This window comes from Parasphingorhabdus marina DSM 22363 (genome assembly GCF_900128895.1).
Classification (GTDB): Bacteria; Pseudomonadota; Alphaproteobacteria; order Sphingomonadales; family Sphingomonadaceae; genus Parasphingorhabdus; species Parasphingorhabdus marina.
On record NZ_FSQW01000001.1, the window covers coordinates 1,139,566 to 1,156,603 of the forward strand.

Sequence of the window (17,038 nt, forward strand, 5' to 3'; positions counted from 1 at the left end):
GGAATTGAACATGAGCAGTTATGATTTTGTAGTTATCGGCAGCGGACCCGCCGGACGTCGCGCAGCAATCCAGGCCGCCAAACTCAAAAAATCCGTGCTGGTCATTGATGATCGAGGCAGCGTCGGCGGTGTGTCCGTTCATACCGGTACCATTCCCTCCAAGACCTTGCGAGAGTCGGTTCTCAATCTGACTGGCTGGCGCGAACGCCAGTTCTACAACCGCCGGTCGACCGACAAGGCGCAGTCCAACTGTGCCGCGCTGAACTCCCGGCTGAGCAAGACTCTTCACCATGAAGTCGATGTTCTGGAACAGCAATTTGCCCGCAATAATGTGCACACGTTGCAGGGGCGTGCCCAGTTTGTCGACCGGCATACGCTGCAGGTTGAGCGTCACGAAGCCGACCGGACCGCGACAGAACTGGTCACCGCCGATCGCATCCTGGTTACCGTGGGCACCAAGCCGTTCCGGCCGGACTATGTCCCGTTCAACGACCGGACGGTTCTGGACAGCGATGCTATTGTCGCGGATCTTACCATTCCGCGGAGCCTGACCGTTATCGGTGCCGGTGTGATCGGGATCGAATATGCCACGATCTTCAGCGCGCTGGATGTTCCCGTTACGCTGATCGAGCCGCGAGACAGTTTCCTCGATTTTGTCGACCGGGAAGTCATCAGCAACTTCACCCAGCAATTGCTCGACCGGGGGATGTCGATCCGGCTTGGCTGTTCGGCTGAATCCATTGTCCTTGACGAGATGGATTGCCCGGTTGTGACATTGAACGACGGCCGTGTGGTCCGTTCGGAGATGTTGCTCTTTGCCGCTGGCCGAAAAGGTGCGACCGACAATATCGGACTCGACAAGATTGCGCTCGAAGCGGATCACCGCGGGCGTCTGACCGTGAACCCCGACACCATGCAGACCAGTGTCGACAATATCTATGCCGCTGGTGATGTTATCGGTTTCCCGAGCCTGGCTTCGACTTCGATGGAGCAGGGCCGGATTGCCGCCTGCCATGCCTTTGATGCGCCGATGCCGACCGCACCACATCATTTCCCCTATGGCATTTATGCCGTGCCGGAAATTTCCACCATCGGATATTCGGAAGAGCAGGCGCGGGAAAAGGGGTTCGTGTTTGAATGCGGTATCGCCCGCCTGCGCGAAACCTCGCGTGGTCACATCATGGGACTGCAATCGGGCATATTGAAATGCCTGTTCGAGCTGGAGACCGGAAAACTGCTGGGCGTACATGCCGTAGGCGAAGGGGCAACCGAACTCATCCATATCGGGCAGGCTGTGCTGAACCTCGGCGGCGGAATTGATTTTTTCATGGAAAACACGTTCAACTATCCGACGCTTGCAGAAGCCTACAAGATCGCGGCGCTCGACGCATGGAACCGGATGGCACCTGCCAAGAAAGGTGAAGTCGTGAAGCTGAAAAAGCCGAAATCGAAGTCCCGGAAAAAGGCCGCTTAAGCGGCTTGCAGGTCCAGCTTCTGCATCTTCTCAATGAAGGTGGTGCGGGGAAGGCTGAGCAGTTTTGCCGCCTTGGAAACTGTACCACCTGACTGTTTCAGCGCCTGTTTGATTAGCGTTTGTTCCGCAGACATCAGATACTGTTTCATATCGAAAGCTTCGTCTTCGAGTTCCGGCAAGTCGGTGAGTGGTTCGGACGGTTCCACAGGTGCATTCGTCCAGTCACTTACATTCATCCTCGCCGGCTTCGGCGCAGTTTTCTGAACTGCGCTGAAGGGTTTCCCGAGCAGGATCGGGAGATGTGACGGTTCGATCTCGGTTCCGGCGAAGAACACACCGGCCCGTTCCACGACATTACGCAATTCCCGGGCGTTGCCTGGCCAATTGTAGGAACAGAGGGCATCCATGGTTTCCCGCTGAAAGACTGGCCGACTTTCTTCCGGTGCTGACTGCTTGAGGAAATGGTGCAGGAGGGAAGGGATATCTTCCGGACGTTCGTGCAACGGGCTGGCCTCGATCTGCAAAACGGACAGCCGGTAGTAGAGATCTTCGCGGAATGTTCCCGCAGCAATGGCGGCCTCGAGATCCTTGTGCGTTGCGGCGATAATCCGGGTGTCGATGGCGATTTCCTGGTCGCCGCCAACCCGGCGGATTTTCTGGTCTTCCAGAACGCGCAGCAGACGGACCTGCATGTCCATTGGCATGTCACCGATTTCGTCAAGAAACAGCGTTCCGCCCTGCGCCCTTTCGAAATGCCCCAGTCGGCGGCTCGTAGCGCCGGTGAAACTGCCTTTCTCATGTCCGAAAAGTTCGGCTTCGATCAATTCGCGCGGTATCGCTCCGCAATTGACGGCAACAAAGGGTTTGTCTGCTCGAGAAGATGTCTGATGCAATGCATTCGCGATGACTTCCTTGCCGCAGCCTGACGGGCCAGTAATCAAAACGCGGGCTGAGGTGTCGGCCGCAAATCTGACAAGTTTGCGCGTGTTCCGGATTGCGGAACTGATGCCAACGATAAGGCCGTCTATTTTCTGTTGTTTGTCAGCGGAACCTAATGAAGCAGTCGCCATGTACTCTCACCCAGAAATCTCAACACAGGCCCAAACTTCCGGGCCGGGGAATGAAGCATGGCCCCCCACGAGCCATGCTTCGATTTCTGGTCTTCCATTTGGCTAGGCCATTATGGTTAACAAAAGTTAAATGGATTCAAAGTGATGTGAAGAAACGTTTGCCGAAGGTTCACGGTGACAGTTGCCGCGTATCTTTTCGGGCGAGCAGGAAATGACAGTCATCTGAACCGATAATCCATTCACTAGGCACGCAGGAAACGGATGGAACTTCCGAACGGCGAATGCCTAATCCGGTTGCATAAATCGTGTCAGCGCTCTTTTGGCTCGTAACAACTGCAACCAAAGAAGTTTTTACGATTTAGATGTGGACGTGTTGTCTGGCTCCGCCTAAAGCAAGCGGCGCGCAGACGAAGCCTTGAGAACTTCATCTACGCGCCATAGCGGTTAGAATGTGTCAGACCAGAAATTTGAAACATCTTAACCAGTGTCGGCGTCGTGGGGACGCCGACGTTTCTGTTATCATCAGCTTATGCTGTTCCCAACCAAAGTTGGGTCCAAAATGGGTCAAACCCGTCTCCTTTAGCCAAATTGCTTTTCCTCCGACTGATGTCATGCCCGGCTCTTCATGGCAGGTTCATGCTTTTTCTATATTCAAGTCATTGATTATTTGACATTTCGTCGGCCTGATGCGGAATTTCTGCAACGGCCCGATCCATCAATACGGTTTTGCAGGTTCCGCATGTGACCATGCCGATTTTGAATTGGTATTGAGTGGTGAAAGAGGGGAAGGTTGGCTGGTTTGGCATTTTGTCAGGTATTGTTTGGGGGAAATGGAACCGGCAGCGGGGGCATTTCGGCATCTGGATCTGGAATTGGCATGATTTTACCTGTTCACACTCGCCGAACTCCACCCACGCCGGTAGGAATTTTTGGAATGTGTAACCCTAGCGGAACCAGCAGCGAATAACGACCAGTTGGAGGCGGGAAAAATAATGAACGAACAGTGTTCACGCGAACAGATTGCCGAACTGGTGATGCAGCTGGGAAACATCCTGGCGGTTCTGGACAATAGCAATGCCAGGCTGGCAGCGATCAAGGTGGACGAAGCAATTTCCGCCTTGTGCGAAGAGCACGATATCTGCAGATCGGACGAGAACGTGCTGGACATCAAGTCTGGCTGAATTGTCGACCGAGGCAGGTTACCTCGTCTCAGTCCATCCAAAAGATTGGACATTAATTGCTTTTTCGCCTTTAGGTTTGTCCCGGAAAAGGAAAGCGCGGTATTCGCCTGTCCGATCTGAATTGCCGGGATGAACGTGATGGATTTCACATATAGAGACATTGTTGAAACATTTCGGGTCAAGCACGAGATTGATCCGGATCGAAAAAGTGCATTCAGGGGGCGGCTACAGCATTTTCAGCGGCAGGGATTTCCCCCAGGCATCAATACCGGCAAAGGAAAAGCTGCATCCTATCGCTGGCGGGAGCTGATATTGCTGGGTCTGGCGCTGGAATATGCCGAAATCGGATCCACGCCGGATCGCAGTATCAAGGAAGTCAGCAAATTCAGCGACATGCTGGTTCTGGCGGTGGCCCGGTCGCTTAATGCCGGAGATGTGGCAGAGGAGGATAGGCCATCCTTTCTTTGCATCGAGCTTTCGGCCTTGCTGCCGCTGAAGACCGAGGACAACTGGAATCAGGAAATCAAGCTGCTCTCCATTCGCGAGATGAATGAGGTTTTTTCCGAACTGGGTGTGGCGACCATGCAGTCGCCATATGCCATCATCGATTTAAGACAGTTTGTGGCCGGCTTGCTCACCAGTCTCGAGCAGGTGGTTGCCTGGTCGCGTGTGGATCTGGTCAAAAGTCTCCGACAATGGGCCCGAACGATGGCGGATTTTCAGGACAATATTGACGCCTGATTGTCGGAAGGCAGCGAAATTTCCCTAATTGCCGGGGGGCAGGCAAAAAACTGTCCCCGCCCGTTAAACCTTTGCCCGCGCATTCCGTACTTAATATGCGAGGATGATGCAAAACGAGCATTTGGGTTACAGTCGGCTTTTAACCCCACCACGAATGTCCGGCTGGTTTTTGGGAACTACAGGTTCCGAAAAGGCTCAAGTGGAAGTTTGGCGCCATTCGCGGAGCGAACTGAGTCTGGCTGGTCCCGGGCCGGTTCGTTCCGCAATCCTCGTCTTTAAGCGTCCTCGCCGCTTTCGCTTTCCGGCAGCTCCTGGGTGTTTTCGCGCAGGTTCAGCGAGCAGATTGCATCGTCGAGCTTTGCAGCGGTGAGATCCTCGTTGGCCATATCCAGCAGCTTCAGCGCCCGCTCCATCAAAACGTTTGCCTCGCGCATCATGTCGGAGGCATCGCGACCGTCGTTTTCCTGATCCGATGTTGACATTCCGCTGCCTTCTTTTCCCGTCGACGAAAGCGGCATGCTATTTACCAAGAAGCAGCAACGTACAAGCGCTGTTAACCATAAATCCCACCCTGATTCCGATCCACTGGAATGCCAATCGTGTACAAACGGTGTCCCAACCACCGTTTGGTTGCAATCGTATCTATCAGGGAATCTGCGAAAAGTAAGCGAAAAATCGGCGATCAGCAAACGGAGATGCCGCCGAGCAGCTGGCCGAACGTATACTGTACTGGTGAAATCCGAAAAATTCCTGCCGGGTCAATTCCTTTTTCCGGCAGGACGCGGTAACCATTTTCCCGAGATTGAAGGGAGACGGTTTGGGTGGGATATTATCGCATGGATGCCGGCGAAATGACACTGGTGGTCGACGCTGCCGCCGGTCAGCCCGCACATATCGTCTATTGGGGGCGACGCATCGCTGAGGGGCAGGATGCCGCCGATCTGGTGCGTCTCGGCAGCCGCCAGCATGTCTTTGGCAGTGAAACGCAAAATGTCCGCCCCGGTCTGATGGCTGAAGCCGGGCGGGGTTTCGCCGGGACTGCGGGCTTGTCGGTGCATCGCGCCGGACGTGATTGGGGCGTCAGGCTGACCGTGGTGGCGGTCAAGGAGAATGCGGGACAGCTAGTCATTACCACTCGTGACCCGGATACGCAGATTTTTCTGCAGCACCGGTTTTCAGCTGATGCGGAAAATGGCATTCTGGCGATTGCAGCAGTTTTGCGCAACGAGGGGCAGGACCCACTCACGGTTAATCACATCAGCAGCATCTGTTTGCCGGTCCCGCAGCACCTGTCCGACATTATCGGATTTTCCGGCCGCTGGGCGGGGGAGTTCCGTACTGAACGGCTCCGGCGGTTCTCCGGATCGTGGCTGCGCGAAAACCGGCGGGGCCGAACTTCGCATGACAGTTTTCCGGGCGTCATCCTGTGTGAGGAAAATACGGGAGAATTGTCCGGGGAAGCTTGCGCCGTACATCTGGCCTGGAGCGGTAATCACCATTTGCGGGTAGATACCGGGAACAGCGGGGATGTGCTGCTTTCCACGGGTGCTTTGCTCTTTCCTGGCGAGGCCATACTGGCCCCGGGGGAGGAGTTTTCCAGTCCTCCCGCCGTTGTCGGCTATTCTGCCAATGGCCTGTCCGGACTCAGCCGCCGGCTACATGATCACGTCCGCAGCAGCCTTTTGCGCGCTGGTGTCCGAAGCAAGCTTCGACCAGTTCATTATAACAGCTGGGAAGCTGTCTATTTCGACCATGATCCGGAACAGTTGAAAGCGATGGCCAGCAAGGCAGCGGAGATCGGTGTCGAGCGTTTCGTGCTCGACGACGGATGGTTTGGCTCGCGCCGCAATGATCAATCGGGTCTGGGAGACTGGGTCGTGTCGGACGAGGTCTATCCGGATGGCCTGACCCCGCTGGTCGACCATGTCACTGGTCTCGGCATGGAGATGGGTATCTGGTTCGAGCCGGAAATGGTCAATCCCGACAGCGATCTGTACCGCGCGCATCCGGACTGGGTATTGCAGATTGAAGGTCTCGAGCAGGTGCCATTCCGCAATCAGCTGGTACTCGACCTGTCCCGGCCGGAAGTATGTGATCATTTGTTCGACCGGATTGATGCCATATTGTCCGACCATGATATCCGCTACATCAAGTGGGACATGAACCGGGATCTCAACCATCCCGCTGGACAGGATGGACGGTCCAGGGCCTTTGACCAGATACAGGCGCTTTATGATCTGATCGACCGGGTTCGCACAGCCCATCCGGAAGTGGAAATCGAAAGCTGTTCTTCCGGAGGTGGCCGGGCCGATTTCGGTATTCTGGCGCACACCGACCGGATCTGGACATCTGACAGCAACGATGCGCTTGATCGACAGGAGATCCAGCGCGGTGCCAGCCATTTCCTGCCACTATGTGTGACCGGAGCTCATGTTGGGCCGGCGCAATGTCACATCACCGGACGCAAATTGTCGATGGCGATGCGGGCGGGCACGGCGATCATGGGGCATATGGGTGTCGAGATGAACCTGCTCGGCGAACCCGGGGAAGACCTCGAAGAGCTTGCGAGGGGAATTGCTCTCTACAAAAAGCATCGTCAGCTCATCCATGACGGCGATTTCTACCGCGTTGACAATGTGACAGCGCTTAACATCATCGGGGTTGTGGCACGCGACCGGCGGGAAGCCTTGTGGTCCGTCGCCTATATGGCCAGCCTGCCGGAACGATTTCCACCGCGCTTCATTTGTGCAGGCCTGGAACGCAGTCAGGCTTACCGGGTTCGGCTTGTGTGGCCCGAAGACTGGCGCTCGATTACCTCGCCATCAATCGTGGAAGAGCTGGATCTGACAGGGAAGGGGGCGGTGTTCAGTGGCGAGTTGCTGATGACTGTCGGACTGCAACTGCCCACTGCTTTTCCCGAAACCGTGCTGCTCTTCCATCTTGCAGAGGAATAGAGCCGAATTACTGGTACAAAAATCACTATAAAAAGTACCGTATAGGTTAGTGTTTCGTGCAAGAGACACCGCGGCTGGTCAAGGCAATTATATCATTGATATGGTGATATAATACAGTATAACAGCTACGATTCTGTCAGGAGACACATTATGCCGATATTGCCTGTTGCCATGATGGCGGCCTGGACCCTGGCGAGCGCTGCTGCCGCTCCCGGTGCGGTGACCAAACCGGAGGTGATCGCTTTTGGCGCGTCGGTTGCCGACATCGAAAAACAGCTGACCTCCCGCTGTACAAAAATGGATGTGCGGACTTTCGATCCGCCCCGGATGCCGATCGCCAAAAATCTGCATCAACAGATCGATTGTCAGGGATTTCAATTCATGGGTGAACCGCGGCTCGCCGAATTTGTCTTTGCCGATGACCGCCTCCAGCTGGTCTGGATCCTCGTGGATGCGGACGACCAGGAGCGGATCATCGCGGCCATGCGCGAAACCTACCATTCACAAGGTCTTGAAAACAAGATGGCAATCGCCTTTCCCGAACATCGAACGGCCTGGCGTTTCGAACCGGCGGAAGTGCTGTTCTATTCCGGGGAAGTTGCACCCATGTTTGAAGCCAGATTTGGTGAAGCGTCATCGAACGATGCCGCGCAGCCTAAAGACTGACCTTCCCCGTTGACACGCCGGCCAATACGGCGCCGATCTTGTTGTGGACGCCAAATTTCGCGTAGATGCGGCGGGTGTAACTGTCGACCGTTGCGGGCTGAACGCCGAGTATGGTTGCAATATCGGTGATGCTTTTGCCGAACGCCAGCCATTGCAGCACTTCCGATTCCCGTTTTGAAAGCGTGATATTCTCCAGCTTGTCGGCGAAGCACGCGATGATTTTTATGTGCGAAACGCTGGCCAGCGCTTCCAGTTCGCAGCACGTGCCCGGAGGCAGGGAGTGCACGTCCTGCGGAAATCCGAAACACATGCACCCCTCAATCTTGTAGGGCCCGTAAACCGGGATGATATATTCGTCGACAATGCCATGGCCTGCGACCCGTTTGCCGACCTGTTCGGCAAAACTCCTGTTGATGACATTCTCGCCGGCAATCAACGACAAATAGGTGGTCGGCACACCGTGGGAAATGATGACATCATGAATATTCTCGATCTGTTTCCGGAGCCCGATATTGCGGGCCGTGTTGCGATCTGACCACGCATTGCTGAACAACAGCCGGGGAATATTGGTTGCGGGAGAATTTATAGCGGGTGCGATGTGATAGGTGAAGGAGATGGCTCCCAAGGCCTGCGAATTGCGCAAAATCCGCTTGACCATGCCGAACGGAGTTCGTGCGGATACAGTTTTGCGAATGCCAGATTCAAACTTCACGGCAAGACTTCCCCCCCAAGTCACTGTGAAACCACGGATTCGCTTATACTCCTTTTTCCGGACTCAGGCTGTAACGCGAATACGCGACAGGCTGCGAAGAGATGACGGGAAAAGAATCAACAGTTGTTAATTGATTGATTAAATCATCAATTGCCAGCGCCCGCTCCGGATGGCATAAGTCTGGAAAAACCGGGAGAGACGGTCATGGCGACTCATATCGCTGAAAATGCAGGTGCAGAACTGGAAGCAGCTCCGCAATCGGTGGATGTCCTTATCGTGGGAGCCGGTATTTCCGGTATCGGCATGGCGGTACATCTGCGTAACAAATGTCCGGGCAAGAGCTTCGCCCTGCTGGAACGGCGCGACGATATCGGCGGGACATGGAACCTGTTCCAGTATCCCGGTATCCGCTCCGACAGTGACATGCACACGCTCGGGTTCAACTTCGAGCCCTGGACGGAACAGAAGGCGATTGCCGACGGTCCCTCGATCATCAACTATCTCCATCGGATCAAGGCGAAGCATGATCTCGAGAAGCACATCCATTTCGGACACAAGGTACTGTCGGCCAGCTGGTCAAGCGAGGATGCACGCTGGACGGTGACGGCGGAAAAAGCCGATGGCAGCACCACCGTCATGCAGGCCGGTTTCATTTATATGGGCGCCGGCTATTATGACTATGACAATCCCTATGATGCCCAGATCGAAGGACTGCAGTCATTCAAGGGAGACGTGCTGCATCCGCAATTCTGGCCACAGGATTATGACTATGCGGGAAAGAAAGTGGTCATCATCGGCAGCGGCGCGACGGCCGTGACGATCGTACCGGTCATGGCAGAGACAGCAGAGCATGTCACGATGCTGCAGCGGACACCGACCTGGTATGCGGCGCGCCCGGCCAAGGACTGGCTGGCCAACACATTGCGCAAGATCATGCCGGAAAGCTGGGCCTACAAGATCATCCGCAAGAAAAATGTCTGGATGCAGGATCTGACTTTCCGTACCGCTCGGGACAAGCCGGAGAAAGTCATCAAAAAGCTCGAAAAGCCGATGAAACGGGAGCTTGGCGACAAATATAACAAGGAAGACTACACGCCGCCTTACGGGCCCTGGGAGCAAAGGCTGTGCCTGGTGCCCGACAGCGACATGTTCAAGGCCATCGCCTCCGGCAAGGCGGATGTAAAAACCGGCCATATCGAGACCGTGACCGAAACCGGGGTGAAACTGAAATCCGGCGAGGAACTGGAGGCGGATATCATCGTGACAGCCACCGGACTGAAGCTGGCCGTGGCGGGCAAGGTGGCATTTGAAGTCGATGGCAAGCCGATACACTGGCCGGATCACTATTATTACAAAGGCTGCATGTTCTCCGACATTCCGAACATGGCAATCGTATTCGGCTATCTCAATGCGAGCTGGACGCTCAAGGCGGACATCGTATCCGAATATGTCTGCCGGGTGATCAACCACATGGACGCTACCAGTACCCGGATTGCCAATCCGAAACTGGAATCCGAGCTGGAACAGGAAGAATTGTTCGACTTTTCTTCCGGCTATATCCGGCGGTCCATCAATGAACTGCCGCGCAACAGCACAGCGATGCCGTGGAAGCTCAATCAGGATTATCTGTTCGACAAGAAAGTGCTGCTCAACGAGCCGGTCGATGACGGTGTGATGCGGTTCTATGGCCCGAACAGTGCGGGGAATGTCGCGGACGCAGGCGAGGCGCTGGAAGCAGCGGAATAAGACATATCTCCTGTCAAACTTGCAATTGACATGAATGTAAGTAAAAGAGTTTCATGGAAACTGAAAAACTGGACGTGTTGATTGTTGGTGCCGGCTTGTCCGGCATTGGCGCGGCGGTGCATTTGACGAAGCGCTGCCCGGGGAAAAGCTATGCAATTGTCGAGGCGCGCGAGCGGCTGGGCGGGACATGGGATCTGTTCCGTTATCCCGGCATCCGTTCGGACAGCGACATGTACACGCTGGGCTATAACTTCAAACCGTGGACATCGCGTCAGGCGATTGCCGATGGTCCGAACATCATGGAATATCTTCACGAGACGGTGGCGGAATATGATGTCGCCCCGAAGATTCGCTACGAGCGCAAGGTCGTGGGTGCGAGCTGGTCGAGTGATAGGGCCGAATGGACCGTCCGGCTGGCCCATGGCGATGGCAGCAGCAGCGAGATTCGCTGCAATTTTCTGTTCATGTGCTCGGGATATTACAGTTACGACGAGGTGCATGATCCCCATTTCGAAGGACGCGAGGATTTCGAAGGGCAGATTGTACATCCGCAATTCTGGCCAGAAGATCTGGACTATGCGGGCAAGAAAGTTGTCGTCATCGGAAGCGGCGCGACGGCCGTGACCGTGGTTCCGGCGATGGCCGAGACCGCAGGCCATGTGACCATGTTGCAGCGCTCGCCCAGCTATGTCGCGTCACGGCCGGGCGAGGACAAGTTCGCTTTGGCATTGCGGAAAATCCTGCCGGCGAAAGCGGCCTATCTGATCACCCGCTGGCGCAACGTGCTCTATCAGTTGTTCACCTTCAATCTGGCGCGCAAAAGACCGAAGATGGTGCGCGGCAAATTGCTGGAAATGGTTCGGGAAGAGCTGGGTCCGGACTATGACATGACTCATTTCACGCCGCGCTATAATCCCTGGGACGAACGGCTCTGTGCAGTGCCGGACAGTGACCTGTTCAATGTCATCAAATCCGGCCAGGCTTCTGTGGTCACCGATCATATCGACCGCTTCACGCCCGATGGTATTTTTCTGAAATCGGGCAAGCAGCTGGACGCCGACATCATCGTGACGGCCACCGGACTGAAATTGCAAACCGGCGGATCAGCAGAGTTTGACGTGGATGGCGAAACGGTCAATTTCGCCGAGACGGTGAATTACAAGGGTGTCATGTTCTCCGGTGTTCCCAATCTCGGGATGACGATGGGCTATACCAACAGCAGCTGGACGCTGAAGGCGGATCTCACGAGCGAATATCTCTGCCGGGTGATCAACCTGATGGACCGCAAGGGATATGACAGCGCGACACCGACCCTGCCAGCGGAAGGCATCGAACTCGAGCCACTGCTGGACTTTACCTCTGGCTATGTCCAGCGTGCCCTTTCCCAGCTTCCCAAGCAGGGTGACCGCAAACCTTGGCGACTCAACCAGAATTATCCCAAGGATATCATCAATCTGCGGCACCGGACGATCGAGGACGAGGCACTGGTTTTCGGCAAGGCGCGAAAGTCGAAGTCAGAGCCTTCGGACAGCGCGAGCCGCGAAGCCGTCGCCGCCTGAAGCCACTCCCGATCCGGTTCTGAATAGGCTCGCACTCGGCGAAAAGTCTGGCTATAGGGTTGAAATGACTGATTTTGCGACCCTGATTGAAGCCGACAAGGGCCAGAAGGCCCGGACCATTCAGATCCTCGACGTGTTCAACTTCGAAGACTGGCTGAAAGACCAGCCGGACCAGGTGCGGGCCATTGTTCAGGCCTATAATTTCACTGCCAATCCGGAATCCTATCTTGTCCTGCCACTGTCCGGAAGCCAGTCGGACAAGAGCGAGGAAGAGGAGGGGGATTTCACAGTCGTGGCCGGTGTCCGGAACCACAAGGCGCTCGAACCCTGGGATCTGGTGAAACTGGGCGGTAAGTTGCCGGCCGGCAAATATCGCCTGTCCGGAGCTAGCGCGAAAAACGGTCTGTTCGGCTGGCTGATCCCGCAGCACACGTTCGAAAAATACAAGGAAATTGACAACAAGCAGGGTCCCAGCGTGCTGCTGGTCAAGGACGAGATCGCCCAGGTGGACGAGGCCGTGCGCCAGGCCGAAGCAACAGCGATGGTCCGCGATATGGTCAATACGCCGGCGGCGGACATGGGGCCTGACAAGCTGGAAGATATTGTCGAGAAGCTGGCCGACAAACATGATGCGGATCTGAAAGTCACGCGCGGCGATACGCTGGAAAAGAATTTCCCGATGATCCACGGTGTCGGCAAGGCGGCCATGCGGGATCACGCGCCGCGCCTGATCGAATTGATATGGGGCAAGGCCGATCATCCGAAAATTGCGATTGTCGGCAAGGGCGTGACCTTCGACAGCGGCGGCCTCAGCATGAAATCCCCCGCGGGCATGCTGCTGATGAAAAAGGACATGGGCGGCGCGGCGCACGCCATCGCGCTGGCCCGGATGATCATGGATGCCAAGCTCCCTGTGCAGCTGCATTTGCTGGTTCCGGCGGTGGAAAATTCGGTTGATGGCCATGCCTTGCGCCCGGGTGACATATTGCAGAGCCGCAAGGGACTGACCGTGGAAATCGGCAATACCGACGCCGAGGGGCGACTGGTGCTCGGAGATGCAATGACGCTGGCGGGCGAAGAAGAACCCGAACTGATGATCGATTTTGCGACATTGACCGGTGCGGCGCGCGTGGCGCTCGGGCCGGATTTGCCGGCCATGTTCTGCAATGATGATGAAATGGCTGCTGCTCTGCTGGAAGCAGGCGAAACGGAAGATGACCCGCTCTGGCGCATGCCGCTCTGGTCCCGCTATGAATATCGGCTCAACAGTCCGATCGCCGACACCAACAATGTCTCCACCGGCTCCTTTGCCGGGTGCATCACTGCGGCGCTTTTTCTGCAGAAATTTGTGCCGGACGATCTGCCCTGGGCGCATTTTGATACCTATGCCTGGCGCCCGGCGAGCAAGGCCGGACGACCCAAAGGCGGTGAAGCGCTCGGCCTCAGGGCCAGCTGGCGCTATCTTCGGAAACGCTACGGCAGCTAGTCCCGAAAAGATGCGACCGCCCGGACTCGTCTTGTTTTCACCGGCCGAACACAATAGACGGGCAAAAAACAGACAAATTATGGGCCGTCCCGGGGGACGCGTCATGCAGGATACAAGAACATCATGGACATGAAGGCGGCAGACAATGTGACGCGTGCGAAATTTTCGCTGCACGGGCCAGAGGAAGAATTTGATCCGCGGGTGACAGCCCATCGCGGTGATCTGGCCGAAATCGGGCTCGCCGGGAAGCTTTTCGCGCCGCATTATGCCGAATCCCTGCCGATGCGCTGTGCGGCACCCAAGGCCATGCTGCGCCGGCTGGGTGGCAAGTCGCATGAGGCGGTTTCCGAATTGCTCCACGGCGAGGATTTCCATCTGCTCGACGTGTCTGGCGACTGGGCCTGGGGATATTGCGCGCATGACCATTATGTCGGCTATCTCCCGGTTCATGCGCTGCAGCACCAGCGCAAAACCCGGCAGCCGACTCATTTGATTTGTGCGCGAGCGGCGCTGATATTCATGGAGCCGGACATCAAATCCGGTGTTATCAAGCGGTTGCCGATGGGCGCCCGACTGGCCTGTGATGAACTGAGCGAATGCGGAAGTTTTCTGAAAACCGGCAAAGGTTATGTCCATGTCCGCCATGTCCAGGAAATCGGCGCGAAAGTCGTGTTCGATGGCAAAAATGGCCATGTCGATTTCGCGGAACAGTTGATCGGAGCTCCCTATCTGTGGGGCGGCCGCAGCGGGGACGGTCTGGATTGCTCCGGCCTGATCCAGACCGTGCTGGGCCTGACCGGAGTGGCCGTACCCCGCGACACCGATCAACAGATGCACGCCGCCGGAAACGCGCTCGGTGAAGACGAATCCCTGCGGCGCGGTGATCTGGTCTTCTTTCCCGAACATGTCGGGATCATGGCGGATGAAAAACGGTTGATTCATGCCAGTGCCAACTGGATGCAGGTGACCATTGAGCCACTGGATGATGTGGTCGCGCTGTTTGCATCCGAGGGGGTTGAACAGCCGGTGCTGATGCGCAAGCGGCCGGACTGAGCGGACGATCATGACTTACAGCATTTTTATCGATGGCGGAGCGGGTACAACCGGTCTGGAAATCGCGGACCGGTTGAAGGACCGGCCGGAATTCACCCTCATCCAGCTTGATGATGACCGGCGCAAGGATGCGGAAGCACGCCGGGAAGCGATCAACGACAGCGATTTCACGATCCTGTGCCTGCCCGATGCGGCGGCGCGGGAAGCTGTGGCCCTGGTCGGCAACAATCGGACGCGGATCATCGATGCATCATCGGCACATCGCACGGCACAAGGCTGGACCTATGGCTTCGCCGAATTTCGCGACGGTCAGCGCGAGCGCATTGCCGAGGCTGGCCGGGTGTCCAATCCCGGTTGTTATCCGACCGGATTTCTGGGGCTGGTTGCGCCATTGGTGGCACGCGGAATTCTGCCGGATGACTGGCCCTACTCGGTCAACGCGGTGTCGGGCTATTCCGGCGGCGGCAAGGCACTGATCGGTCGCTTTGCCGAGGAAGCCGATATCGGTTTTCGCAGCTACGGACTGACGCTCGACCACAAGCACATGCCGGAAATGCGGCATCACGCCGGACTGACCCATGATGTGATTTTTGCGCCCGCCGTCATCCGCGCCTATCGCGGGATGGTTGTCGAAGTCCCGCTGCACCTCGGCGCGATGGGACTGGATGTACGGGCCGATGATCTGCGGTCTGCGTTGCAAGAGCATTATACCGGGTCTCCGGTCGTGAAGGTGCACGCGGATCAGGACATGTCCGAGCTGCTGGTCCGCGAAGACGAGGCCGCCAGCGACCGGCTCGATCTATTTGTGTTTGGCAGCGGTGATGGCAGCCAGGTCCGGCTGATCGCCCGGCTCGATAATCTCGGCAAGGGCGCCGGTGGTAGCACGGTGCAGGATCTCAACATCATGGCCGGACTGGAAGAAACCGCCGGCCTGAGGCTCTGAGCCCGATTACTCCGCGGCTTCCGCTGCCTTGTCAGGCCGCAGGCTGGTTCCTGCCCGTCCGCTGCGGAAGGATGTGAACCAGCTGACCGGATTGAGGCTGGTATTGCCGTCCAGCGAGAAAGTGATGAACTCCGCGCGGCCGCCGATATTTTCCCAGGGAATCACACCGTCAAGGCCGCCCCGCGAGCTCGGCACCCGGCTGTCTGCCGAGCGGTCGCGATTGTCGCCCATAAGGTAGAGATGTCCCTCGGGGATGATGATCGGCTTGACCTCGTCCACATCATATTGCTGACCCAGATCGATAATGTCATAGCTCACGCCATTGGGCAGGGTTTCCTTCAGGATCGGCAGCGCACAGACTGGTTGGCCATCGGCATTGTTGCGGAGCAGACCGGGAAATTCGCTGCTCGTGCAGGGTGCATTGGCGTCGACCGGCAGTTCCAGATCGGGCTGGATCTCTTGCGGGACGGCTTCGCCATTCAGGAAAATCTGTCCGCCACGCAGTTCGATGGTGTCGCCGGGCAAACCGATGACCCGCTTGATATAGTCGCTGCTCTGATCCTTGGGCGTCAGGATGACAATGTCACCTCGTTCGGGAAGCGATCCCATCAGCCGCCCCTGCATGCGCGGCAGAATGTGGAATGTCGGGGATACCCAGGACCAGCCATAGGCATATTTGCTGACGATCAGCCGGTCGCCGACCAGCAAGCCGGGCATCATCGAGACCGAAGGAATGTAAAAGGGCTTGGCGACCAGACTGTGAAAAGCCAGCACCGCGAGCAGCAGCAGCGCGATGCTTTTGATTTCGCCGACCCAGTCGGTCTTTTCCTTTTCGGGTTTCCCTGTCGACGGGCTTTCCGCCGTATCTTCTAGTGCCATATTCTCGTCTTTGGTTTCCTGGTCCATTGGCGCGCGTTTCCTAAAGCGGATGGGCTTCAATGATCACGAATGCCTGCGCCCATGGATGATCATCGGTGAGTGTAAGATGAATGAGCGCCTCATATCCCGCTGGCGTCAGCAGGTCGAGCCGTTTTTTCGCGCCGCCGGTCAGGGCCAGCGTCGGAGCTCCGCTCTTGGCATTGACGACGCCGATATCGCGCATGAAAACACCAGCACGAAATCCGGTGCCGACCGCTTTGGAAAAGGCTTCCTTGGCGGCAAAGCGCTTCGCATAGGTACCGGCAATCGTATAGGGCCGCCGCTGCGCCTTGGATCGCTCGATTTCGGTGAACACGCGGTTTTCGAAACGCTCGCCGAAACGGTCGAGCGAATTCTGGATCCGCTCGATATTGCAGAGATCAGAGCCGAGACCGATGATCACGGGGTCTCTCGCCACTTACAGAGGTCTTTGCCGAGCATGAAATTGAACCAGCGTTGAACAATCCAGACCACAGCTGTGCTGAACACCATTATGGCAATTGCAATTGCTGTTGCCGCCCAAGGCCAAGGTTCA

The 17,038-nt window shown here is 56.6% G+C and carries 15 protein-coding genes; 10 read left to right on the forward strand and 5 right to left on the reverse strand.

Annotated elements, in window-relative coordinates:
- Nucleotides 1-10: 10 nt before the first annotated feature.
- Nucleotides 11-1,474: a Si-specific NAD(P)(+) transhydrogenase gene (gene sthA / locus BUQ90_RS05815; protein WP_074204120.1), complete on the forward strand. Its 1,464-nt coding sequence runs from the start codon at nucleotides 11-13 to the stop codon at nucleotides 1,472-1,474.
- On the opposite strand, the gene BUQ90_RS05820 is transcribed toward sthA, so the two are convergent.
- Complete coding sequence (locus tag BUQ90_RS05820; RefSeq protein WP_074204121.1) at nucleotides 1,471-2,544, reverse strand: sigma-54 interaction domain-containing protein; 1,074 nt, start codon at nucleotides 2,542-2,544, stop codon at nucleotides 1,471-1,473. The two genes, sthA and BUQ90_RS05820, sit on opposite strands and share 4 nt — an antisense overlap.
- Before the next feature lie 992 nt (nucleotides 2,545-3,536).
- On the opposite strand from BUQ90_RS05820, the gene BUQ90_RS05830 reads away from it, so the two are divergent.
- Together BUQ90_RS05830 and BUQ90_RS05835 are read left to right on the forward strand one after the other, a co-directional pair.
- Nucleotides 3,537-3,725, forward strand: coding sequence for a hypothetical protein (locus BUQ90_RS05830; RefSeq protein ID WP_074204123.1), 189 nt, complete (start codon nucleotides 3,537-3,539; stop codon nucleotides 3,723-3,725).
- A 138-nt stretch (nucleotides 3,726-3,863) separates the two neighbouring features.
- A complete protein-coding gene (locus tag BUQ90_RS05835; protein WP_143182733.1) occupies nucleotides 3,864-4,466 on the forward strand; it encodes a hypothetical protein in 603 nt (200 codons plus the stop codon).
- Nucleotides 4,467-4,741: 275 nt separating this feature from the next.
- Here the strand turns inward: BUQ90_RS05835 and BUQ90_RS05840 are convergent, their stop codons facing one another.
- Nucleotides 4,742-4,948 carry a hypothetical protein gene (locus tag BUQ90_RS05840; RefSeq protein WP_074204125.1) on the reverse strand — a complete coding sequence of 69 codons (207 nt, stop codon included), beginning with the start codon at nucleotides 4,946-4,948 and terminating at the stop codon, nucleotides 4,742-4,744.
- Between the two features lie 354 nt (nucleotides 4,949-5,302).
- Here BUQ90_RS05840 and BUQ90_RS05845 point away from each other — a divergent pair, with 354 nt between their 5' ends.
- Nucleotides 5,303-7,420 (forward strand): alpha-galactosidase, encoded by a 2,118-nt coding sequence (locus BUQ90_RS05845; protein WP_074204126.1) that lies wholly within the window; start codon nucleotides 5,303-5,305, stop codon nucleotides 7,418-7,420.
- A gap of 150 nt (nucleotides 7,421-7,570) precedes the next feature.
- Complete coding sequence (locus tag BUQ90_RS05850) at nucleotides 7,571-8,086, forward strand: hypothetical protein (RefSeq protein ID WP_074204127.1); 516 nt, start codon at nucleotides 7,571-7,573, stop codon at nucleotides 8,084-8,086.
- On the opposite strand, the gene BUQ90_RS05855 is transcribed toward BUQ90_RS05850, so the two are convergent.
- Nucleotides 8,076-8,798, reverse strand: a complete 723-nt coding sequence (locus tag BUQ90_RS05855) for a response regulator transcription factor (RefSeq protein WP_143182735.1) — start codon at nucleotides 8,796-8,798, stop codon at nucleotides 8,076-8,078. The two genes, BUQ90_RS05850 and BUQ90_RS05855, sit on opposite strands and share 11 nt — an antisense overlap.
- 204 nt (nucleotides 8,799-9,002) lie before the next feature.
- On the opposite strand from BUQ90_RS05855, the gene BUQ90_RS05860 reads away from it, so the two are divergent.
- From BUQ90_RS05860 to argC, 5 genes are all read left to right on the forward strand, one after another.
- Nucleotides 9,003-10,544 carry a flavin-containing monooxygenase gene (locus BUQ90_RS05860; RefSeq protein WP_074204129.1) on the forward strand — a complete coding sequence of 514 codons (1,542 nt, stop codon included), beginning with the start codon at nucleotides 9,003-9,005 and terminating at the stop codon, nucleotides 10,542-10,544.
- Nucleotides 10,545-10,597: 53 nt separating this feature from the next.
- Entirely contained in the window at nucleotides 10,598-12,103 is a 1,506-nt protein-coding gene (locus BUQ90_RS05865) for a flavin-containing monooxygenase (protein WP_074204130.1), read from the forward strand.
- A 64-nt stretch (nucleotides 12,104-12,167) separates the two neighbouring features.
- Nucleotides 12,168-13,589 carry a leucyl aminopeptidase family protein gene (locus BUQ90_RS05870; protein ID WP_074204131.1) on the forward strand — a complete coding sequence of 474 codons (1,422 nt, stop codon included), beginning with the start codon at nucleotides 12,168-12,170 and terminating at the stop codon, nucleotides 13,587-13,589.
- Between the two features lie 123 nt (nucleotides 13,590-13,712).
- Complete coding sequence (locus BUQ90_RS05875; protein ID WP_074204132.1) at nucleotides 13,713-14,642, forward strand: C40 family peptidase; 930 nt, start codon at nucleotides 13,713-13,715, stop codon at nucleotides 14,640-14,642.
- Nucleotides 14,643-14,652: 10 nt separating this feature from the next.
- Complete coding sequence (argC, locus tag BUQ90_RS05880; RefSeq protein ID WP_074204133.1) at nucleotides 14,653-15,585, forward strand: N-acetyl-gamma-glutamyl-phosphate reductase; 933 nt, start codon at nucleotides 14,653-14,655, stop codon at nucleotides 15,583-15,585.
- 6 nt (nucleotides 15,586-15,591) lie between these two features.
- On the opposite strand, the gene lepB is transcribed toward argC, so the two are convergent.
- Together lepB and acpS are read right to left on the reverse strand one after the other, a co-directional pair.
- Nucleotides 15,592-16,491 (reverse strand): signal peptidase I, encoded by a 900-nt coding sequence (gene lepB / locus BUQ90_RS05885; protein ID WP_143182736.1) that lies wholly within the window; start codon nucleotides 16,489-16,491, stop codon nucleotides 15,592-15,594.
- 13 nt (nucleotides 16,492-16,504) lie between these two features.
- The gene (gene acpS, locus BUQ90_RS05890) at nucleotides 16,505-16,906 is read right to left on the reverse strand and encodes a holo-ACP synthase (protein WP_074204134.1); all 402 of its coding nucleotides are present in this window, start codon (nucleotides 16,904-16,906) and stop codon (nucleotides 16,505-16,507) included.
- Nucleotides 16,907-17,038 lie beyond the last annotated feature (132 nt).